24 protein-coding genes are annotated in these 20286 nt (G+C 38.0%); 14 read left to right on the top strand and 10 right to left on the bottom strand.

Annotated features, from left to right (window positions below; translation table 11 throughout):
* Positions 1-23 precede the first annotated feature (23 nt).
* The 3 genes from NSQ77_RS02510 (at position 24) to NSQ77_RS02500 (ending at position 3608) form a co-directional block, all read left to right on the top strand.
* Entirely contained in the window at positions 24-1580 is a 1557-nt protein-coding gene (locus NSQ77_RS02510; RefSeq protein ID WP_339228655.1) for a Na+/H+ antiporter NhaC family protein, read from the top strand.
* 385 nt (positions 1581-1965) lie between these two features.
* Complete coding sequence (locus NSQ77_RS02505; protein WP_339228654.1) at positions 1966-3504, top strand: sodium-dependent transporter; 1539 nt, start codon at positions 1966-1968, stop codon at positions 3502-3504.
* Positions 3501-3608: a MetS family NSS transporter small subunit gene (locus tag NSQ77_RS02500; protein WP_339228653.1), complete on the top strand. Its 108-nt coding sequence runs from the start codon at positions 3501-3503 to the stop codon at positions 3606-3608. Before NSQ77_RS02505 ends, NSQ77_RS02500 begins: the two co-directional genes overlap by 4 nt.
* Before the next feature lie 64 nt (positions 3609-3672).
* Here NSQ77_RS02500 and NSQ77_RS02495 read toward each other — a convergent pair whose 3' ends face one another.
* Positions 3673-4608 carry a M23 family metallopeptidase gene (locus NSQ77_RS02495; RefSeq protein ID WP_339230921.1) on the bottom strand — a complete coding sequence of 312 codons (936 nt, stop codon included), beginning with the start codon at positions 4606-4608 and terminating at the stop codon, positions 3673-3675.
* Positions 4609-4677: 69 nt separating this feature from the next.
* Complete coding sequence (locus tag NSQ77_RS02490; protein ID WP_339228652.1) at positions 4678-5238, bottom strand: YhcN/YlaJ family sporulation lipoprotein; 561 nt, start codon at positions 5236-5238, stop codon at positions 4678-4680.
* Positions 5239-5388: 150 nt separating this feature from the next.
* Here NSQ77_RS02490 and NSQ77_RS02485 point away from each other — a divergent pair, with 150 nt between their 5' ends.
* Positions 5389-5664: a YutD family protein gene (locus tag NSQ77_RS02485; protein WP_339228651.1), complete on the top strand. Its 276-nt coding sequence runs from the start codon at positions 5389-5391 to the stop codon at positions 5662-5664.
* Positions 5665-5691: 27 nt separating this feature from the next.
* Here the strand turns inward: NSQ77_RS02485 and NSQ77_RS02480 are convergent, their stop codons facing one another.
* Both NSQ77_RS02480 and NSQ77_RS02475 read right to left on the bottom strand, forming a co-directional pair.
* Positions 5692-5967, bottom strand: a complete 276-nt coding sequence (locus NSQ77_RS02480) for a hypothetical protein (protein WP_339228650.1) — start codon at positions 5965-5967, stop codon at positions 5692-5694.
* Between the two features lie 117 nt (positions 5968-6084).
* Complete coding sequence (locus NSQ77_RS02475; RefSeq protein ID WP_339228649.1) at positions 6085-7530, bottom strand: amidase; 1446 nt, start codon at positions 7528-7530, stop codon at positions 6085-6087.
* A 121-nt stretch (positions 7531-7651) separates the two neighbouring features.
* Here NSQ77_RS02475 and NSQ77_RS02470 point away from each other — a divergent pair, with 121 nt between their 5' ends.
* From NSQ77_RS02470 to NSQ77_RS02460, 3 genes are read left to right on the top strand one after another with little or no spacing between them, the layout of a single operon-like run.
* Entirely contained in the window at positions 7652-8089 is a 438-nt protein-coding gene (locus NSQ77_RS02470) for a DUF86 domain-containing protein (protein WP_339228648.1), read from the top strand.
* Between the two features lie 11 nt (positions 8090-8100).
* Positions 8101-8736, top strand: coding sequence for a winged helix-turn-helix transcriptional regulator (locus NSQ77_RS02465; protein ID WP_339228647.1), 636 nt, complete (start codon positions 8101-8103; stop codon positions 8734-8736).
* Positions 8737-8773: 37 nt separating this feature from the next.
* On the top strand, positions 8774-9544 hold the full coding sequence (locus NSQ77_RS02460) for a TIGR01457 family HAD-type hydrolase (protein ID WP_339228646.1): 771 nt from the start codon (positions 8774-8776) through the stop codon (positions 9542-9544).
* 55 nt (positions 9545-9599) lie between these two features.
* Here the strand turns inward: NSQ77_RS02460 and NSQ77_RS02455 are convergent, their stop codons facing one another.
* Positions 9600-10115: a phosphatidylglycerophosphatase A gene (locus NSQ77_RS02455; RefSeq protein ID WP_339228645.1), complete on the bottom strand. Its 516-nt coding sequence runs from the start codon at positions 10113-10115 to the stop codon at positions 9600-9602.
* Positions 10116-10198: 83 nt separating this feature from the next.
* Between NSQ77_RS02455 and NSQ77_RS02450 the strand changes: the two genes are divergently transcribed.
* Positions 10199-11164 (top strand): hypothetical protein, encoded by a 966-nt coding sequence (locus tag NSQ77_RS02450; protein ID WP_339228644.1) that lies wholly within the window; start codon positions 10199-10201, stop codon positions 11162-11164.
* A gap of 23 nt (positions 11165-11187) precedes the next feature.
* Complete coding sequence (locus NSQ77_RS02445; RefSeq protein WP_339228643.1) at positions 11188-12153, top strand: D-glycerate dehydrogenase; 966 nt, start codon at positions 11188-11190, stop codon at positions 12151-12153.
* 43 nt (positions 12154-12196) lie between these two features.
* Here the strand turns inward: NSQ77_RS02445 and NSQ77_RS02440 are convergent, their stop codons facing one another.
* Positions 12197-12421 (bottom strand): NifU family protein, encoded by a 225-nt coding sequence (locus NSQ77_RS02440; RefSeq protein ID WP_339228642.1) that lies wholly within the window; start codon positions 12419-12421, stop codon positions 12197-12199.
* A 379-nt stretch (positions 12422-12800) separates the two neighbouring features.
* Between NSQ77_RS02440 and dapF the strand changes: the two genes are divergently transcribed.
* Together dapF and NSQ77_RS02430 are read left to right on the top strand one after the other, a co-directional pair.
* A complete protein-coding gene (gene dapF, locus NSQ77_RS02435; RefSeq protein WP_339228641.1) occupies positions 12801-13661 on the top strand; it encodes a diaminopimelate epimerase in 861 nt (286 codons plus the stop codon).
* A 63-nt stretch (positions 13662-13724) separates the two neighbouring features.
* Positions 13725-14081, top strand: a complete 357-nt coding sequence (locus tag NSQ77_RS02430) for an iron-sulfur cluster assembly accessory protein (protein ID WP_339228640.1) — start codon at positions 13725-13727, stop codon at positions 14079-14081.
* A gap of 143 nt (positions 14082-14224) precedes the next feature.
* On the opposite strand, the gene NSQ77_RS02425 is transcribed toward NSQ77_RS02430, so the two are convergent.
* Positions 14225-15211 carry an NAD(P)/FAD-dependent oxidoreductase gene (locus NSQ77_RS02425; RefSeq protein WP_339228639.1) on the bottom strand — a complete coding sequence of 329 codons (987 nt, stop codon included), beginning with the start codon at positions 15209-15211 and terminating at the stop codon, positions 14225-14227.
* A gap of 465 nt (positions 15212-15676) precedes the next feature.
* Here NSQ77_RS02425 and NSQ77_RS02420 point away from each other — a divergent pair, with 465 nt between their 5' ends.
* The 3 genes from NSQ77_RS02420 to NSQ77_RS02410 all read left to right on the top strand — a co-directional run bounded on the left by NSQ77_RS02420 (position 15677) and on the right by NSQ77_RS02410 (position 18129).
* Positions 15677-16891, top strand: coding sequence for an NAD(P)/FAD-dependent oxidoreductase (locus tag NSQ77_RS02420; protein ID WP_339228638.1), 1215 nt, complete (start codon positions 15677-15679; stop codon positions 16889-16891).
* Positions 16892-17013: 122 nt separating this feature from the next.
* Positions 17014-17325, top strand: a complete 312-nt coding sequence (locus NSQ77_RS02415; protein ID WP_339228637.1) for a YuiB family protein — start codon at positions 17014-17016, stop codon at positions 17323-17325.
* Between the two features lie 141 nt (positions 17326-17466).
* Positions 17467-18129, top strand: coding sequence for a 3D domain-containing protein (locus NSQ77_RS02410; protein ID WP_339228636.1), 663 nt, complete (start codon positions 17467-17469; stop codon positions 18127-18129).
* Between the two features lie 101 nt (positions 18130-18230).
* Here the strand turns inward: NSQ77_RS02410 and NSQ77_RS02405 are convergent, their stop codons facing one another.
* The 3 genes from NSQ77_RS02405 to deoD form a co-directional block, all read right to left on the bottom strand.
* Positions 18231-18707 carry a divergent PAP2 family protein gene (locus NSQ77_RS02405; protein ID WP_339228635.1) on the bottom strand — a complete coding sequence of 159 codons (477 nt, stop codon included), beginning with the start codon at positions 18705-18707 and terminating at the stop codon, positions 18231-18233.
* A 122-nt stretch (positions 18708-18829) separates the two neighbouring features.
* Positions 18830-19426: a biotin transporter BioY gene (locus NSQ77_RS02400; RefSeq protein ID WP_339228634.1), complete on the bottom strand. Its 597-nt coding sequence runs from the start codon at positions 19424-19426 to the stop codon at positions 18830-18832.
* Positions 19427-19544: 118 nt separating this feature from the next.
* On the bottom strand, positions 19545-20252 hold the full coding sequence (deoD, locus tag NSQ77_RS02395) for a purine-nucleoside phosphorylase (protein ID WP_339228633.1): 708 nt from the start codon (positions 20250-20252) through the stop codon (positions 19545-19547).
* Positions 20253-20286: the final 34 nt, after the last annotated feature.

Genomic DNA, 20286 nt, shown 5'->3' with positions numbered 1-20286 from the left:
ATCAAATTATTGGGGGGACTACAATGGAAGGAACGATTTATTCAATTATTCCAGCACTAATAATGCTGGTGCTCGTGATCGTGACGAGAAAAATTTTATTGTCCTTGGGATCAGGGATTGTAATTGGTGCATTGTTTATTCATGATTTTAATATCTTACAGGCGCTGAAGGAAATTTGGCTTGTATTTTATGAAATTTTTATTTCAGAGGGAGCGCTAAATACGGGGAACCTCCTGTTGATTGGGTTTTTATTATTATTAGGAATGATGACGGCCTTTTTACAAGCTTCCGGGGGGAGCAGAGCGTTTGGTGAATGGATGATGAAACGTGTTAAAACGCGTGCAGGAGCCCAAGTTATGACCGGTGTTTTAGGATTAATTATTTTTATTGATGATTATTTTAACAGCTTGGCAGTTGGTCAAATTGCAAGACCGCTGACGGACCGTCATAAAGTCTCCCGTGCAAAACTTGCTTATTATATTGATTCAACATCTGCACCGATAACGGTAATATCTCCTATTTCAAGCTGGGGAGCTTATATTATTGGGATACTTGGTGGATTATTTGCTGCCAATGGAATCACAGAATATCAGCCTATCGAGGCATTCATCTGGATGATACCTATGAATTTTTATGCACTATCAGCCATAATACTCGTATTTGTTGTGGCATATTTTCAGTTTAATATTGGCCCAATGCGTACACATGAAAAACGTGCAATGGAAACGGGTGAGCTTTTAAATCCTGAACAAGACACGGTTGCGGGAGATTTAGGCGATGTATTTAAGCCGAATCAAAACGGAAAGGTATATCATTTGTTTATACCAATATTCGTTCTTTTTGCAGCAACCATTATAGCGATGATCACAACAGGTATTGCTGCCACTGAGGGTAAAGCGACGATTCTCGATGCCTTTGCGAATACAAATGTTAATTTATCGTTAGCAATAGGTGGTATTTCAGCAGTGCTTACCGCACTTATTTTCCACCTTATTCAAAGAAAGCCAAAGGCGAATGTTGCTAAAATATTCGTCGAAGGAATAAAAACGATGCTGCCAGCCATATACATTCTCGTGCTAGCTTGGATGATTGGTTCGATAATCAGCACGTTGGAAACCGGGACATATTTAGCCAATTTGGTTAATAACTCTTCTATCAGTGCTGGCTATTTACCGTTAATATTCTTTGTTATTGCAGCTGTTATGGCATTGTCTACAGGGTCTTCTTGGGGGACTTTTGGTATCATGCTGCCAATTGCGGCAGAAGTAATGAGCAATACGAATGTCGAGCTATTACTGCCAGCATTAGCAGCAGTGCTAGCCGGTGCTGTGTTTGGTGATCATTGCTCACCTATTTCTGATACAACGATATTGTCTTCAACAGGTGCAGGAGCAAATCATATCGATCACGTTTTAACGCAGTTACCATATGCGGTACTTGCTGCAGTTGTAGCGATACTTGGATTTTTACTGCTTGGATTGACAGAACAAGTTTTTCTTTCCTTAGCAGTTTCACTTGTGTTCCTTATTGGGATTGTATTTATATTTCAAACTGTTTTAAAAAATAAATCTGCGAAATAGATTATTATAAGATGTGTTGTGGCAGCTATGTCATGACACATCTTTTTTTTGCGGATAAAAAAATATAAAACTTTCTTTTCTGCATAAACGAAACATAGGCATTCGTCTAAAAGTCTTCGCTCCAAGTCAGAAGCTTCTAAGAAAGTAAAGAACGTCTTAATACCTTTACCAAGTGCCTGGTTTTCTAAATATATACTGCACGCCAGTGATTTACTTATTATGAAAAAAGCCTGTGAGCAATTATAACTACATATAAGAGGAAAAAAGGATTCATTTATGAATAAGGTTATATACGTGATAAATTCAACAGAAAAAAGTAATTATTATGAACCTTCCTAATATAAATAATATAAGGCTTGTATGAAAAGAAAGGGGAGGTTTGGACATGGAAACACGTTCACAATGGGGAACAAGGGCAGGATTTATTTTGGCTGCAGTCGGATCAGCTATCGGCTTGGGGAACATTTGGCGTTTTCCGGCAGTTGCCTATGAAAATGGCGGTGGTGCATTTTTAATTCCTTATCTGTTTGCCTTGCTTACCGCTGGGATTCCGATTTTGATACTGGAGTTTACAATAGGACACAAGTATCGCGGATCTGCGCCATTAACGTTTAGACGCATGCATAAGAAAACAGAGTGGGTTGGCTGGTGGGGAGTTGCAGTAGCATTCATCATATCAACCTATTATTCGGTAATTGTTGCCTGGGCCATATCGTATTCTGTTTTTTCCTTCAATTTAGGATGGGGAGAGGATACGCAAGGGTTTCTATATGGTGATTATTTAAATTTAGCAGAAGTACCTGGTCAAATAGGGAATTTAGTTCCTGGGGTACTTATTCCTTTGATAATTGTCTGGGCGTTGGTATTAGGAATCTTATTTAAAGGTGTTAAAAAAGGAATTGAAATAGCAAACCGCATTTTTATTCCCGCATTAGTCATTATATTCCTCATAATTGTAATTCGAGCAATAACTCTTCCAGGCGCTATGCAGGGATTGGATGCATTTTTTGCTCCGGATTTCAAGCAAATTTTCTCTCCGGATGTCTGGATTGCTGCTTATGGTCAAATTTTCTTTAGTTTATCAATTGCGTTTGCCATTATGATTACTTACGCTAGTTATCTGCCAAAGAAATCGGACATTACAAATAACGCTTTTATCGTAGGTTTTGCAAACTCTGGGTTTGAATTGTTAGCAGGAATTGGTGTGTTCGGTATTTTAGGATTTATGGCATTACAGTCAGGCCTGCCGATTAATGAAGTCGTAAGTGGCGGTGTGGGCTTGGCATTCGTTGCATTTCCGGCAATCATTAATGAATTCACTGCCTTTAATGAATTATTTGGAGTATTATTCTTCGTTTCGTTAATGTTAGCTGGATTAACCTCTTTAATATCGATCACAGAGACATATGTGTCTGGTTTGGCAGATAAGTTTCAAATTTCCAGGAAAAAAGCAGTCCTCATTGGTGGTGGAATAGCCGCTGTTATCTCGCTGCTGTTTGCTACACAAGGCGGCTTGTTCTTCCTGGATGTAGCCGATTATTTTGTAAATCAATTTGGTGTGGCAATGCTCGGGTTGGTTGAGGTTGTTTTAATTGCTTGGATTCTTCGTAAAGTAATGATGTTTAAAAACCATGCAGATAGTATTTCAGATATTCATCTCGGATCTTGGTGGACGATAAGCCTGGGAGTTATCACGCCGATTGTTATGGGTTATATGATGTATGGTCTGTTTAAGCAAAACTTATTAAAGGAATTCGGAACGGAAACAGGCAATTATGAAGGGTATTCCAATGCATTCATTTTATTTGGCGGCTGGTCAGTTGCCATAGGAGCGCTCGTTATTGGTATTGTCATGTCGTTAATTAAATGGAGGCATTCAGCACCTGCTGAAGGAGTCGAAGAGAAAGGGGAGGACAACGAATGAGTGGTGCATCGATTGCTGTAATGTTAATTGGGATGATAATTATTTGGGGCGGCCTGATTGCAAGCGTGTGGAATGCGATGAGAAAATCAAAGCAAGCGGAATAAACTTTTTATAAAGGGTCGTTACCATTTCGGGTAACGACTCCTTTATTGTGCTTCGACCTGTCACCTATTCTTTATCTTCAGACATGCGTTCCCATTTTCGAAGGTAAGGGTAGGGGTCAAAGGACCATTCACTGTACCCGTTATCTTTATACATTCCGTAGTGCAAATGAGGCGGAAACTTTCCAGATGTTCCTGGTGGTCCATATCCTGTTGAACCGACACTGCCTAGGACATCCCCAGGCTTTACAACTTGGCCAAGCTTGATATTATCGTCATAACCGCTCATATGCGCGTAATAATGATAAATATTAAAAATATCACGGATTCCGATGCGCCATCCACCATATAAATTCCAGCCCATCATTTCTATCACACCATACGTTGTTGAATGAACAGGGACACCATAATTCGCAAAGATATCCGTACCTTCATGAATGCGCAGTCCGCCAAAACCTCTACGGTCCCCCCACGTGTTACGATAGCTGTAATTATGCTTGGTCGATACTGGGAAATCTCGGTCCGTTAAATTGATATCCTGGAACGTTTCGAAAACCTTTGCAGTATTCATGATCGTTTGAACGGTTAAATCTCGCTGATAATGATTCCACAATGCGATTTTAATGTCATCTTTGGCAGCCCCATATTCTGAAATTAGCATTGCCATCGTATAAAGAATATCTTCTTCATTTGCTGGATCTGCCTTACCATCACCATTTCCGTCTTTTCCTTTGCCATCAAAAGTGATGATAATAGCTTCGTCCGTTATTTTTGAGCTGTTTCCTGGTCCAAACCATAATTCAGAAGGGAATTCTATTGAAATTACCTGTTCAGGCTCATCACTGTTTTTTATGTTTCGTTCATAGTTATCAATGGCGGCAAAATAGTACCAAGGGATTTGTGTTAATGCTTCGGTCTTTTTAAAAAGTGCCATTCGTTTGTCATAAATAGATGTTTCTTCCTTCGCATAGACAGCGTTAGTGTGCAAGAAAAAGAGAACAATGATAATAATGGAGAAGCTAAGCTTGTTCGTCAATGTATTCACCTCCTAAATTTTGTTATTGATTAAAGACTATTCCACTGCGTCAATATTTGGTGTTTTTTCCATTTCTTTTATAATAGCGTTTATCGTGTTATCATAATTTCGATTTTCCGATGTGGAACGATGCAGACTTTGAATATCCTGCATGAGTGTCTCATTATCCGAAACATGTATATTAAAATAGCCTGGCATGATTGATACAGCAGTTTTTTTGCTTACATTTGCAGCTTCCTCAGCGGATAGATCTTCGTTTCTTTGATACGCAATTAAAACTTCCTTATCTGTAACAAGTGTTGCAACTTCTTCAAAACCATCATTCCGAAGAATAATTTTCGTAATCATGTCAGCCATTTCATTTCGATCAATCGTGAGCTGTTGTTCACTGTTTTCTGTTTCGTTGTTTAATTGATCCTTTGTGTATCGCACATACCCCAGCTTCGAGCTAAGCTCATCATCTGTAGGTTCTGGCGTATTTCTTGTAGGATCCAACTCATCAAGTATTTCTTCACGTTCACCTTCTGAGTTGTCAAATGTTGTACAACCAACAAGGATCGATGTCATCATAAGCATTATAACAAGAATTGCTTTCATGTTTTTCTTCTGCCTCCTGCATTTAGATTGATTAGTTCTAGTTTCTTTAAAACGGCGAAAAAAATGCATGTAAATATTTCTGGTTTCTATATCGAAACGTATGGTAAACTAGAAGCAATATAGATGTGCAGGAAAAGTGGGGTGAATCGTTTGATTGAATTGAACGGTAAGAGCTATGAAATTATAGAAAATATAAGGGATGGCTTTCAAGAGGAAGCAATTAAGGATCGCTATTCCGAAATATTAGCTAAATATGATTACATTGTAGGAGACTGGGGCTATGAGCAGCTTAGATTAAAAGGATTTTACAAGGATAGAAATGCAAAAGCCTCAATTGAATCAAAAATAAGTGCGTTAGATGATTATTTATTTGAATACTGTAATTTTGGATGCGCCTATTTTGTGTTGAAGAAAGTACATAATTAAAAGGTAGCAGTTCATACGCTTGAGCTGCTACCTTTCGTTGTCTTCTAACTCAGACTCATCATGTGTCGGGTGTGATCCATCCACTTGTCTGGGAATGCCTGCATGCTGGTTTTTATCGGGAAAAGTAAATGCACTCGTACGATACTGTCCTTCACCCCATGGCTCAGATTTACTCGAAACTTTTTCGTAATTATTAATTGCTGAACCAAATGGTCCTTCCGGAAATTCCTCTGGTATTAATTGATTGCGTTGCTGGTCTACATTTGGAAAATCAGAAAAATGCTTTTCTCTTTTCTTTTTCATTATTCTCCACTTCTTTCCGCATTTTGAATGATGTTTTGTTTAGAAGTAGTATTCGTCAATAATTGGATCCTATTCGATGAAAAATAGAGCAAAGCATAGAAAGCATAGTCATCCCCATTACATGGATGACTGTTCTGCTATCTCATTTGTGCAATGCACATAACCTCTAAATTTCTTTTCAATCAATCTGCCCAGGCGGAATATAGCGTCTTCATTACCTGTGGAGCTCATGATTTGAATACTAATTGGCATATTATTTTCATCGGTTCCAACAGGAATGGTTAAAGCAGGCAGTCCCCACACATTTGCATAGGCTACATAGGGCATATACTGCAGAAAAGTTTTTCGAATCGAGAATATTTCCTTGAATACCTGACCGTGTGCAAGCGCCCCCGAATGGTAAACCGGAAAAATAAGCAGTCGATTCATTAAATACGTTTTTAATAATTCATCGCCTTGTTCGATAATTGATTCAATTTCACGAATGCGCTTTCTTGAAGGGCGAAACATTTTTGCCCCCATAATCGCCCAGGAAAGGTATGGATGTACCTTTGTACGCTGTGTTAATTTTTCCTTTAGGAAAGAGGTGTACACATTCGATCTATCATTGTTATATGCCTCTTGCTCAATCAATTTACTTCCTTCCATTGACAAAATTTCCTGCCAAATGAGAGCACTGTCTTTAAAATAGGGAGGAATAGATTGTTTCGTGGAGAACGTTTTTTTAAGAAAAAACTCGGTTTGGTTAAGTATTTGTTTTGTTTTTTCAGATAATGGATAACCAATTGTATTTGGTAAAATTTCCATGCGGAATCGATTTAAAGGCTTTTGTTCCAATGGTATTCCAGAAAGGACCTTATAAAGCATCCGCATATCTTGCACAGATTTCCCCATTGGTCCAACTGTTAGCATGCGGGCTTGGAGCTCATGCATTACAGCTGGAAAATGACCATCATTGGAAATGGTGAACATTCCAGGTTTGAAACCAATAATGCCATTAAAGTGTGCAGGGAAACGAATTGACCCGCCAATGTCTGAGCCAATACCTGCAGCAGCCCCACCTACTGCAAGTAGAGCACCTTCTCCTCCTGAAGAACCGCCGGCTGTTCTATTTAGATTCCAAGGATTATTTGTTCTGCCATATAATTTATTTTCTGTTTCTTGACAAAAGCAAAGTGCAGGCGTATTTGTCTTACCTAAAATGATAGCACCAGCATCCTTTAAGCGTCCAATGACTTCAGCATCTTCTCTGGATATTAAATCCTGCCGGTGTTCTAAACCGCCTGTCGTTTTCATTTCTGCCACGTTAAGTGATTCCTTTACCGATATCGGTACACCATGAAGCGGCCCCTTTACTTCTCCTCTAGCAAGCATTTCATCCAATTCGTCAGCTTCATGCAGAGCAGCATCAAATCGATCCTCAACCATCGCATTGATGCTAGGGTTTGTGTTTAAAATATGGGTAATATATGTTGAAACTACTTCCTTGCTTGTAACTTGATTATTTTGAATTGCATCTGCTATTGATGTTGCATCCAGTGTAACCAGTTGACTTTCCTTCATTCTGCTTCCCTCATTATAAAGTTGTGATAAACCTTCTTAGCTTAAATATACCATGTTTTCATTCATAAACATATGGAATATGATATGATAAAATTATAGACAGACAGCAGGGGGAATATGTATGTATTTTGTGGATCGCAGCAAAATTGAGAAAACGCTTTTATATTTAGATCAAATCTTAGATGAGCTAAGAAATCATCAAGCTACCAGTTTTTCAGAAAAATTAAGCGTGGAACGAATGGTGCATGTTTGTATTGAAGCAATACTTGATGTTGGCAATATGATGATTGATGGATTTATTATGCGTGATCCTGGGAGCTATGATGATATCATTGATATTTTAATTGATGAGAAAGTTCTGCCACAAGATGAGGAAGAAGCATACAAAACGTTAGTGTCACTTCGTAAAATGCTCGTTTCAGAATACACAGAAGTAAACCATAACAAATTGCTAGAAGCAAAGCATGCGTATCATGTGGTTTGGAGTAAGTTCAGCAGCAGAATTCGCACGTATTTGAATAATGAGCTCGGTGTGGCAAACGCATTTTCTAACGAATGAAGGTGATGGTGGTGAGCAAGCACACATCAACAAAACAACAGCTATTAAATATTTTAAAAAAGGCTGACAGACTAACAATTCGAGAAATAATGGAGCATTTCGCAATCTCTGAAATCGCAGTAAGAAAACAGCTCCATGAGCTCGTACAGCGGGGCTTTGTTAAGCAAATATCTCACAAACAAAAGCTTGGCAGACCATATCTTACGTATGAGCTTTCCAAAAAAGGTCATGAAACATTTCCGAATCAATATAAAACATTTCCAGTAGAGCTCCTTGAGGATTTAAAGGAATTACAGGGAGAACAAGCAGTTCGGAAGTTATTAGATAAGCATGGAGAACGGGAAAGAACCTATATGGATAACGTGATTCAGGAAGATGACCTGGATAAAAAATTGGCGGAAATGGTTCACGTGCAAAATGAGCGGGGCTATATGCTGGAAGTTATGAAAACAGCTCGGGGTGATATTGAGATTCGAAATTTCAATTGTCCAGTCGCTGCCATTGCTCTATGTTACGACCAAATGTGTATGAACGAACAAAAGCTCTATGAAGAAATTTTTCATGAAAGTGAAGTAAAAGCACATTCCTTTATTACCCAAGGGAATCATTTTTGTAAATGGACAATAAAAAATCCCAAAGGAAGATGAGTCGTTCATCTTCTTTTTTTAAGGAGAAGAGGCTGGATTGAAAAGATATAAAGGCTATTTAATTGACTTAGATGGAACGATGTATCGTGGAACAGAAGAAATCGAAGGAGCTAAAGAATTTATTAGTGAACTCCACCAAAAGGAAATTCCTTATTTATTTGTAACAAATAATTCCTCTAAGACCCCGGAGGATGTAGTGAACAAATTAAATACGATGGGAATAAAAGCTGCCCCCAGTCAAATCGTAACATCAGCTCTTGCTGCAGCGAATTACATCCAGTCGATAAAAGAAAAAGCAAGATGCTTTGTAATTGGTGAAGCAGGATTGCTGGATGCACTGGAAACGAAGGGGGTTATAATTACGGATACGGATTGCGATTTTGTTGTAATGGGAATTGATCGTCAAATTACGTACGAGAAATATACAAAGGCGTGTCTAGCTATTCGTAAAGGTGCAAAGCTGATAGCTACGAACGGTGATGTCGCACTACCAACAGAACGCGGTCTGCTTCCGGGAAATGGTGCTCTTGTTTCAGTTGTTTCGACCAGTACGGGAGAAAAACCGCTATTTATTGGCAAGCCAGAAACAATCATTATGGAAGAGGCACTTAAGCTTATTGGATTAACGAAAGATGAAGCATTGATGGTTGGAGATAATTATCAAACGGATATTTCAGCTGGTATTCGTGCTGGACTGGACACATTAATGGTTTTTACCGGAGTGACTCCATTTGAAGACTTAGAAGCATTTGAGGTAGCACCGACATATTATGTCCATCAATTAACAGAGTGGCTGGATAATATTTAACAAGTTAAATAGGAGTAAAAAGAAACACACAAGACAGATTGTGTGTTTCTTTATTTTAAGCATCCACATCATCAAGTGCATCTGCATCACTATGGGCTAACCGGCTTGAAGCAGCTGCGGCAATTGCACCAACAATATCATCGAGGAACGTATGAATCTCACCGCTGGATTTATCGTTTAATTTTTTCAATATTCCAGGTTTCTGTTTATCAATATAGCCGAAGTTGGTCATGCCGATTGATCCGTAAACATTAACGATGGATAAAGCAATTACTTCGTCAATCCCATAAAGCCCTTCATCTGTTTCGATTGTCTTTTGCAATGGCTGTGTCAGCTTTTTTTGTTCTGCAAGCATATCAAGTTCAATACCTGTTAAAATGGCATTTTGAACCTCACGTTTAGTCAATACACGCTCGACATTATGCAGGCAATCATCCATAGATAAATCCTGATGATATTTAGATTGCAAATAATAGACAAGTTCTGCGATATCCTGAACTTTAACACCACGGTCTTTCAAAGATTGTCTTGCTTTCACTTCAAGTTCGCTTTTTTTCGTATACTTCGCCATCAAATCACCTTTTCATTATTATAGTTAAAATATTCTTGGTACAATCATACACTTTAATAAAAGAGGAAAAAGGGGAGATCGTGTTGCCACTAACAGGAATGCTCGCTATTTATTACCGTATCCATCCGGAGCGGAAAATATTATTTGGCAATAAAGAAGGCTACAAGCAGGGTGATACTATTTATTTTACCATTTCAGGAAGAAACAAGGAAACAATTCTAACTGAACAAGCGGCAATAACTTATTTTTTAAAGGATTATCCAGTGGAAATAATGACACTTCCAATTCCAAATTTACAAGGTGAATGGTTCACACTCTATGGTGATGAAACATGGATGGTTATCCAAATGCAGCAAGTCGAAAATAGAGAGTATACCTCAAAGCCTGCAGGTATACGACTTGCTGAGTTTCATCAAATTGGGACAGCATTTGGTTATGAACCAAAATCAATATCGAGTTATGGGAAGTGGAAAGAATTATGGGTGGAAAAATTAACAGCTTTTGAAGCTGGAATCGAGCGGGAAGCAAAGGATAAGCCATCTGACTATCATCGAGCCTTGATGAATTTTTTACCGTATATAATCGGAATAAGTGAAAATGCAATTCAATTTCTGCAAGAGAGTGAACGAGAACGGCGAATTTTGGAAACCGATCAAGGAACAATTACGTTTAATCGCTATGAATCATTGGATTTTCCGGTTGTTTGGACAGATCAGCTTATGTATGATCATCCAGCAAGAGATATTGCTGAATATATACGCAGTATTGTTTTGAATGATGACAAAATAGAAAAAATAATTGCTTTCTTAAATGATTATCAACAAATAGCTCCAATTTCTATATTTGGTTGGCGGCTAGTCTATGCACGTTTGCTGTTCCCAATTCATTTGTTTGATTTCATTGAACGAGGATTTAGCTCTCCAGATATGAAAGGTTTAGAAAAAATTATCGAACAGCAGGCAATGTATGAGAGGGTTTTGAGTGAATTTTTCGAAATGACAGGTGTTGATGCTGAAACCTGGGGAATTCCTGTGGTACACTGGTTGTAATTGTTCAAAGAAAGAGGGATCATATGGAAAAATCTACAATCTATATCACAAGAAAAATACCAGAAGAATTATTAAAACCATACGAGGAACGTTTTTCATTTCGGATGTGGGAGAAGGAGGATGAACGTGTTCCCCGAGATGTACTGTTACAAGAGGCAAAGGACGCTGATGGCCTGTTCACTATGTTAAGTGACCTTGTTGACGAAGAGCTTTTGGCACAAGCTTCAAATTTAAAGGTTGTCGCAAATCTAGCGGTTGGTTATGACAATATTGATATAGTAGCCGCGAAGAAACATCATGTCATTGTTACGAATACACCTGACGTGTTGTCTGAGACAACAGCGGATTTAGGATTTTCATTATTAATGGCAGCTGCTAGAAGAATTGTTGAAGCTAGCAAATTTATTGAACAGGATAAATGGAATGAATGGGCTCCATATCTTCTTGCAGGAGCAGATATTCATCATAAAACAATTGGCATTTTTGGAATGGGGAGAATTGGTGAGGGGATAGCAAAACGTGCCACAGGATTTAATATGAACGTTCGCTACCATAACAGGAACCGAAAACCAGCAGTTGAGAAGGAACTTGGGGTCATTTATTCCAGCTTTGATGAACTATTGCGTGAATCAGATTTTATTGTTTCCGTAGTGCCATTAACAGACGAAACGGCGAACGTATTTAATAGTGAAGCATTTAAAAAAATGAAATCCAGCGCTATTTTCATCAATATTTCCAGGGGTGCCGTTGTGGATGAAGATGCATTGCTAGAAGCTTTGGATAGTGGTGAAATTCGAGCTGCAGGTCTAGATGTCTTTCGCGAAGAGCCAATTCGCTCAAGTCATCCGCTTGCATTAAGAAATGATGTTGTCTGCTTGCCTCATATTGGCTCTGCAAGTACAGAGACACGTACGACAATGATTCAGCTTTGCCTGGATAACATTACTGCAGTGCTGGATGGCAAAGAGCCGAAGACACCAGTAAAATAAAAAAAGGCAGACATTTGCTTGTCTGCCTTAAACCTATATATTATTAAAATACTTGTTCAAGCTCTTTAACACCAGGAACTTCTGCGATTAACGCACGTTCAATTCCTGCTTTTAATGTAATAGTAGAACTTGGGCAGTTACCACATGCTCCCATAAGACGAACGAGCACTACGCCGTCTTCATCTACATCAATTAATTCAACATCTCCACCGTCACGCAGTAAGAATGGACGTAATTTATTTAATACTTCTTGTACTTGTTCATGCATATCCATCTAACCCCTTTCCATACTCCTATTATAGAATGACTTTGTATAAAAATCTATCTAAAATTTAATAAGTTAGTTTCAGTTAATTATATTTTATCTTTTTATGAGGTTTTTGTAAAATAAAAGAAACTTAGATAAGTTATAGTATAGGGGGAGAGAATGGATGCAAAAAAAGTAACCAGTACTGTTTATGGACCTTAGCAAATTTGCGCAAGCTTTGCAGGAGCATTAGGTCCCAAGGATACGTACGAATGGCTTTAAGCTGGAATTGCGAGAAAATACATTACTGATGCAATTACCTTATGAATATGAAATTAATGATCCATATGATGTGGGTAAGCAAAGTGCAGAAATACAGTCATAGGAAGTTGGAGTATAGATGGAAATACCTTTTACTAAAATGCATGGTCTTGGAAATAATTATGTCTATATCGATTTATTTCAATTTGACATAGAAGAAAATATCCTTACTGATCTTGCTCAACAGCTAGCGAATGTCAATACAGGAATTGGTTCAGATGGAATGATACTAATTCATCCAAGTGAAAAAGCTGATCTTGGGATGCGGATTTTCAATAAGGATGGTTCGGAAGGGAAAAGCTGTGGGAATGGACTGCGTTGTACAGCGAAATACGCATATGAGCATGGAATTGTGATAAATGAAAAGTTTACAATCGAAACGAAAGCTAATATTGTGGAAGCTGAAGTAACTGCAGCTGGCAATCAGGCAGAGCTTATTACAATCAATATGGGTCCGCCCCAATTACGTAGGGTGGATATTCCAATGATGGGAAGTGATGTGCCTAACGTTAAAGCAGAGATCTTTATTGTAAATGGCGAAAAACTAGAAGTAACTGCTCTGTCGATGGGAAATCCTCATGCAGTATTTTTCGTTGGTGCTATTGATTCTGCACCACTGTATGAGCTTGGTCCTATTATCGAGAAGGATTCAAGGTTTCCAGAGGGAGTTAATGTGGAGTTTGTTGAGGTTATTTCTTCAAATGAACTGCATTTTCGTGTGTGGGAGCGAGGATCTGGGGTAACACAGGCATGTGGCACAGGAGCATGTGCTGCTGTAGTGGCTTCAACTTTAAACCGATATTGTAGACGCAATGAAGTAATTACAGTTCATCTTGCTGGAGGAGATTTAACAATTAAATGGGATGAAGCTGGAGACGTATGGATGACTGGTGATGCACAGGTAATTGCGGAAGGCGTGTTTCAATATAAGCGGAAATAGTTGAACATCTTGATTTCTCTTTGTATACTTAATATAAAGTTCGAAATGAGGAGGTCCGTCAAAATGGTCATTACGTTAACAGATAATGCCAGCGCCCAAATCAAAGAAATGATGAAGGATGAATCCGAGGGAGCACACCTTCGTTTTGGAATTAAAGGCGGAGGATGCAGCGGATTATCTTATTCTTTAGGATTTGAGTATGATATAAATGAAGAATTAGACATCGTAGAAGATATAAATGGAATTCCAGTTGTATTTTTCAACCAGGATATTCCGATTATTGAAGGAACGACAATTGATTTTAAACAAAATATGATGGGCGGCGGGTTTGCAATTGATAACCCGAACGCTATTGTATCCTGTGGATGTGGTTCATCTTTCCGTACGAAGGATAAAGTAGGAACACCAGGAGATTGTTAATAAAAGCCGGAGCTTATTGCTCTGGTTTTTTTGTTTAGCATTTAAACCCCCAATGTTCAATCCTGATTCAGTGAAGGACTCCCCGAATCTTGCGCTTTCTGCCCCAATAAAAAAAGTCATCCGACCGGGATGACTTAATATAATTAAAACATTGCTGTTGAGTGCTTTGGCTGGATACGTGCTTTTGGATCGATGTAATTTTTAGCATTGTTAATCGCTGTCGGTCCTTCGCCAAATCCAGTAACAATGAGCTTTACTTTTCCTTCGTACGTACAAATATCACCTGCTGCATAGATACCTGGAATATTTGTTTCCATTTTCGTATTGACAACGATACTGTTTTTCTCGATTTCTAGGCCCCAATTTTTGATAGGTCCTAAGCTTGAAATGAAACCGTAATTACAAATAACATCATCTACTTCTAATTCGACAGTTCGGTCACCTTTTACCTCTTGGAAGATAATTTGGTCGATTTTATCAGATGCTACAATTTCAGAAGGTGTAAATGGTGTTAATAATTCGACAGTTGAAGTCTTAAGTTGCTCTACGCTGTGTTCGTGTGCACGGAATTGATCACGTCTGTGAACGAGCGTCACCTTCTTGGCAACCTTCTCCAGCATAAGTGCCCAGTCTACTGCTGAATCGCCCCCACCTAATAATACAACATTTTTATCTTTAAATTGATTCATATCTTTTACATAATAATGTAAATTAGCACCTTCAAAACGTTCACTTTCACCAATATTCAGACGACGTGGCTGAAAGGCGCCATTTCCTGCTGTAATGATAATTGTTTTTGTACGATGAACTTCGCCAGTATTGGAAGTTAATTTAAACGAATCATCCTCAAGTCTCTCAACAGTTTCAATAGCTTGTCCAAGCACAATTTCAGGATTGAACATGTTTGCTTGTTCCTCTAATCTATCAATAAGCTCCTGGGCGCGAACCTTTGGAAATCCTGCTACATCGTATATATATTTTTCCGGATAAAGGGCTGTGAGCTGGCCACCAGTATGTGGTAAGCTTTCAATTATTTTTACACTTGCTTGGCGCATTCCGCCATAGAAAGCAGTAAATAATCCGGTAGGGCCCGATCCGATAATGGTGACATCATAGATTTGTTCAGACATGATAAAAACCCCCGCTTTATTTCGATAAATTTCAACATTCTTATCGTACCATAATCAATTCATGAAGTGTACGATTGAAAACATTTTAAGTAAAACAGTTAATAAATATACAATTAGGAAAATAAAATATAGGGTTGAAAACTTTCCTGAAAAACGCTAATATAAATGAGGGAATATTACAGAATGATGACAAATTAGTTTTAATATAATTATAGAAAAAGAGATCCTGGACTTTACCAGGTTTTTATATTGGAAAAAATAATATAAAACTTAGCCTGTTAGCTAGGAAATACATAGGAATTCGTATTGAAGACATGAACTCCGGCATGTAAGAAGTCTAAGAAAGCTTTCTTTAGAATTACTTCAACGGATGTTCAGTTTGCTAAAGGTGATAGTGAAATTTGTCACATAGGTTTGCAGACCATAAGTGACGATGTAAATTAAAAAATGGAGTCGTGAATAAAAATGAATAAACCACACATTGTAATTTTAGGTGCAGGTTATGGTGGGATGATGACAGCGTCGAAGTTACAGAGAACGATGCATATGAATGAAGCAGAAATAACCCTTGTAAATAAAAATGATTACCACTACCAAGCGACCTGGCTTCATGAAAATGCTGCAGGAACTCTCCATCCAGACCGAACAAAAATTAAGATTAAAGATATTATTAATTCAAGGAAAGTTAATATTGTCTTAGATGAAGTAATCAGTATAAAGCCTGAAGAAAAAATAGTGAAATTAGCAAATTCTGAATTGAAATATGATGTACTTGTTATCGGATTAGGATTTGAATCAGCTACATTTGGCATTCCTGGTCTTGAAGAAAATGCGTTAATGATAAATAATATTAATAGTGCTCGCTTAGTTAGAGAGCATTTGGAATATAATTTTGCAAACTATCATAATGAGCTTGAAAAGAATAATGCACGTTTAAATATTGTTATTGGTGGGGGTGGATTCACTGGAATTGAGTTTGCTGGTGAATTAATCAATCGAATTCCAGAACTCTGTGCGGAATATGACATTGAAAAAACACAGGTGAGAGTTATTGTTGTTGAGGGAGCACCTACAATCCTGCCTGGGTTTGATGAAGAGCTTGTAGAATATGCTGTGAACTCTTTATCAGCTCGTGGTGTAGAATTTATTAATGGAGCAATGCTGAAAGAATGTAATACAGATAGTATTGTATACGAAAAAGACGGAAAGCTTACCGAGATTCCGACAATGACAACTGTCTGGGCAGCAGGAGTAAAAGCAAATTCAATTGTGGAGCAGTCTGGATTTTCAACAAATCGCGGTAAGGTAGAAGTTCGTAAAGATATGCGCACACCTGATTATGATGATGTGTTTGTTATTGGAGATTGTGCGTTAATTATGAATGAGCAGACTGGGAGACCTTATCCGCCAACTGCCCAAATAGCAATTCAGGAATCAGGTACGGTTGCACATAACGTCAGAGCTTCAGTACGTGGCGAAGAGCTGCAATCTTTTGAGCCTAACTTATTAGGTACTATCGCATCATTAGGTCATGATGATGCAATCGCTGAGGTGTTTGGGCGCAAATTATTTGGCTGGAAAGCTACAGTTATGAAGAAGATGAGTGATAATCGTTACCTATTGAAATTAGGTGGAATTGGTCTTTTAGTGAAAAAAGGAAAATTTAACATCTTTTACTAGAATTAAAATATGCAAGCTATCATAAAAAAAGCAAAGGAAGCGTACAGCCTTTGCTTTTTTCGTTATTTATTATAAAATGACAGTTGTATGCCTACATCGATTACATGAGGGGAGTTAGTGGAGTGATCCAATTAATCGTTTCCATTATTTTATATTTTGTTATTTTTTTCGGAATCGCGTTCATTCTAAATATGCTATTAAGAAGAACATGGCTGATGGCATTCCTTTATCCGTTAGTTGTCATTATGATTATCGATAAACTATCAACAAAGGAATATTTTACAAATACAAATGCTGCATTTTCGCAACTAGGTCAAGAATTGATGAGTTTGAAGATTGCTGATATCGTAATTCTTGCCTCTGGACTTGCTGGAGCAATTGTTTCCGGCATCGTCATAAGAATCCTGCGTAAAAGCGGGTATCGTATGTTTTAGTGGCAGCCTTAACTTGTATACATAATTAATTAGAAGTAAAGAGATTATTGAAAAATGTTTTGCCATGTCAATTCGTTTTCTAATAGGTTGATGAATAAAATTTTACTAGATTGGAAATGATGACATCCAAGAGGTGTTATTATGAAAATCAAAAGTTTTATTTGGCATGCTGGAATGTTAACGCTTATTATGATTTTATTTATTCAGCTGATGGGAACCATTTCAAATGCTGGGGAAGAACATGTGAAGTCGGGTACTGGGACAGCAAAGGCAGCGGAGCTCAGACAATCAGCGTTAGAACAGAAAGAGCTCAACCTTACCAAAGCGAAGCAGCGTTATATTTCAAGTGATGAAATTGAAGCAAAGCAAACGATTGAGGAAGCAATTGATTTTGAACAGTATCCAATAGCTACAGTTGTAGCGACTGGTTACACTGCTGGAATTGAATCGACAGGAAAAACAGAAGAACATCCTGAATATGGGATTACATTTTCAGGTGTTAAAGTGAAGAGAGACTTGTATTCTACCATTGCTGCAGACTTAACGGTTTACCCCATAGGAACAATTCTTTATATACCTAATTATGGCTATGGTGTTGTTGCCGACAAAGGAAGTGCAATAAAAGGAAATAAAATCGATTTGTTTTATGACACGGTTGATGATGTTTACGCACAGTGGGGGAAAAGGGAACTAGAAGTTTATGTCGTTGAAATGGGCGATGGAGAATTGACAGAAAAAGAGCTCATGGAATTAAATGAAAATGAAGCGATGCAAGTATTCAGACAGCAATTTAACGAAGGTTAATGAAAGAACAAAAGCGCAAGCGCCCGGTACTGACGTTTAATTTCCTAGACAATAATAAAACTCCCGAAATCCAATAATCGGGAGTTTTTCAATGATCTTTATTATTGAAAAAACGAATAGAGAAAGAAAGCAATTCCAATTCCAGTTAAACCGCCAAAAAATACTTCAATTGGCTGATGACCTAAAAGCTCCTTCAACTCTCTGCGTTTCTCATATTCTTCTTTTTTATTCCAATCCTTCGCACTTTCTGTAAAATACTGAAAGTCTTTAATTAATCGATTAAGCACCGCTGCATGCTCTCCAGCTTGCCTTCGTACACCTGAAGCATCAAACATCGTAATCACACTAAAGATACATGCAAGTGCAAATACACTTGATGTGACCCCTTCAATGATACCGATAGCAGTTGTCAGTGCAGTTACGGCAGCAGAATGACTGCTGGGCATTCCACCAGTACTAAATGCAAGGCCAGGCTGAAACTCTCTTGTAAAGATCAATTTAATTGGAATTTTAATAACTTGAGCAAAAACAATTGCTGTTAAAGCTGCCCACAAAGGGAAATTTAAAAATAACTCCATAAGCTATAAAACATCCTTCCTACTGCAATTTCCTGATCATCTCTGCATAACTGCTGGTGTCATATTGCTGTTATTTTACCATAGAGATGTGACAAGGTAAACGGATGTCTATAGCATAGGCATTATTGGGTGTTTACATTCTTTAAGGTTGAAGGAATTCTTTTAGCGAGGCTTAGCATGAAAAGGGCAGCAATAACCGATAACATTGCATCTTTAATCAGGAAAGGCACCATTCCAGCCCATGCAACAGTATAGGAGATCGATAAATCGAGCCATGTATTCATTGCCAAATACATATACGTAGTTCCAACACCATAATTAATCGCCAAACCGATAATTGCAGCAAAGATAAAGTATGGGACAGTGCGTATTTTTCGACCTTCTGTCATCCAGCCAACAAAAAAGGCAATTAATATAAAAGAAAATATAAATCCTCCGGTTGGGCTAATGAATTGAAAGATTCCGCCTTTTAAACCAGCAAAGATAGGTAACCCTGCTGCTCCAAGCAAGGCATAAACCACCATGGATACCGTACCAAGTTTTCTGCCGAGCATCATCCCGGCTAAGATAGCAAAAAAGGTTTGTAAAGATACCGGAACGGTTGCTCCTCCAATCGGAATCGCCAAAAATGGAAACCAAACAGTAATATTCGCCCCGATTGCCATTAAACAAACAAACATAGCCCCAAACGTTAAGTCAATAGGACGTAATTTTTTCATGTAAAAATCCCCCTTATAACAAAATAATAAGTGGAATACATCACATTGTCAACCTAATTTAATTATTAGTTGACATTAAAAAGACAGCCATTAAAAAAGCTGCCTTAAACGTATAGAACTATTTAATAATTGCATCCAATGCAATTTCCATCATATCATTGAAGGTTGTTTGGCGTTCCATTGCTGTAGTTTCTTCTCCGGTTAAGATGTGGTCAGAAACAGTAAGTACAGACAGAGCCTTGCGTCCGTATTTTGCTGCAAGGGTATAAAGTGCTGTTGATTCCATTTCAATAGCTAAAACGTTGTACTTGGCAAGCAGCTCGTTCACTTCTTTTGCATTATCACGATAGAATGTGTCACTTGTAAAAATATTGCCAACACGAAGGTTAAGACCTTTTTCAATACCTGCATCATACGTATTCTTAAGTAATTCAAAATCTGCTATTGGCGCATAGTCAATGCCATTAAAAATTAATCGGTTCATTTGTGAATCTGTTGTTGCCCCTTGTCCTAAAATAATATCGCGAACCTTGACATCTTTTTGAATAGCTCCACATGTGCCAACACGAATTAATTTTTTCACATCATAGCTTTGTATTAGCTCGTTAACATAAATGGAAATGGAAGGTACACCCATTCCTGTACCTTGTACAGAAACACGTTCTCCTTTATAGGTTCCAGTATAGCCCAGCATACCACGTACTTCATTGTAAATTTTAGCATCTTCTAAGTACGTTTCTGCAATATATTTTGCACGAAGGGGATCCCCAGGCAAAAGTATTTTATCTGCAATTTCACCTTGTTTAGCACCTATGTGAACACTCATTTATTTTTCCTCCTTGTATCGAAAGCAATTCTTT

It is taken from the genome of Oceanobacillus sp. FSL K6-2867 (assembly GCF_037963145.1).
Lineage (GTDB): Bacteria > Bacillota > Bacilli > Bacillales > Amphibacillaceae > Oceanobacillus.
The sequence above is the reverse complement of the archived record's forward strand: the minus strand, read 5'-3'. Positions and strand labels throughout refer to the sequence as shown.

Coding starts and splice junctions, on each gene's coding strand:
- NSQ77_RS02510 (WP_339228655.1), top strand. CDS start 24: ATGGAAGGAACGATTTATTCAATTATTCCAGCACTAATAATGCTGGTG.
- NSQ77_RS02505 (WP_339228654.1), top strand. CDS start 1,966: ATGGAAACACGTTCACAATGGGGAACAAGGGCAGGATTTATTTTGGCT.
- NSQ77_RS02500 (WP_339228653.1), top strand. CDS start 3,501: ATGAGTGGTGCATCGATTGCTGTAATGTTAATTGGGATGATAATTATT.
- NSQ77_RS02490 (WP_339228652.1), bottom strand. CDS start 5,238: ATGAAAGCAATTCTTGTTATAATGCTTATGATGACATCGATCCTTGTT.
- NSQ77_RS02480 (WP_339228650.1), bottom strand. CDS start 5,967: ATGAAAAAGAAAAGAGAAAAGCATTTTTCTGATTTTCCAAATGTAGAC.
- NSQ77_RS02475 (WP_339228649.1), bottom strand. CDS start 7,530: ATGAAGGAAAGTCAACTGGTTACACTGGATGCAACATCAATAGCAGAT.
- NSQ77_RS02470 (WP_339228648.1), top strand. CDS start 7,652: ATGTATTTTGTGGATCGCAGCAAAATTGAGAAAACGCTTTTATATTTA.
- NSQ77_RS02455 (WP_339228645.1), bottom strand. CDS start 10,115: ATGGCGAAGTATACGAAAAAAAGCGAACTTGAAGTGAAAGCAAGACAA.
- NSQ77_RS02445 (WP_339228643.1), top strand. CDS start 11,188: ATGGAAAAATCTACAATCTATATCACAAGAAAAATACCAGAAGAATTA.
- NSQ77_RS02440 (WP_339228642.1), bottom strand. CDS start 12,421: ATGCATGAACAAGTACAAGAAGTATTAAATAAATTACGTCCATTCTTA.
- dapF (WP_339228641.1), top strand. CDS start 12,801: ATGGAAATACCTTTTACTAAAATGCATGGTCTTGGAAATAATTATGTC.
- NSQ77_RS02430 (WP_339228640.1), top strand. CDS start 13,725: ATGGTCATTACGTTAACAGATAATGCCAGCGCCCAAATCAAAGAAATG.
- NSQ77_RS02425 (WP_339228639.1), bottom strand. CDS start 15,211: ATGTCTGAACAAATCTATGATGTCACCATTATCGGATCGGGCCCTACC.
- NSQ77_RS02420 (WP_339228638.1), top strand. CDS start 15,677: ATGAATAAACCACACATTGTAATTTTAGGTGCAGGTTATGGTGGGATG.
- NSQ77_RS02410 (WP_339228636.1), top strand. CDS start 17,467: ATGAAAATCAAAAGTTTTATTTGGCATGCTGGAATGTTAACGCTTATT.
- NSQ77_RS02405 (WP_339228635.1), bottom strand. CDS start 18,707: ATGGAGTTATTTTTAAATTTCCCTTTGTGGGCAGCTTTAACAGCAATT.
- NSQ77_RS02400 (WP_339228634.1), bottom strand. CDS start 19,426: ATGAAAAAATTACGTCCTATTGACTTAACGTTTGGGGCTATGTTTGTT.
- deoD (WP_339228633.1), bottom strand. CDS start 20,252: ATGAGTGTTCACATAGGTGCTAAACAAGGTGAAATTGCAGATAAAATA.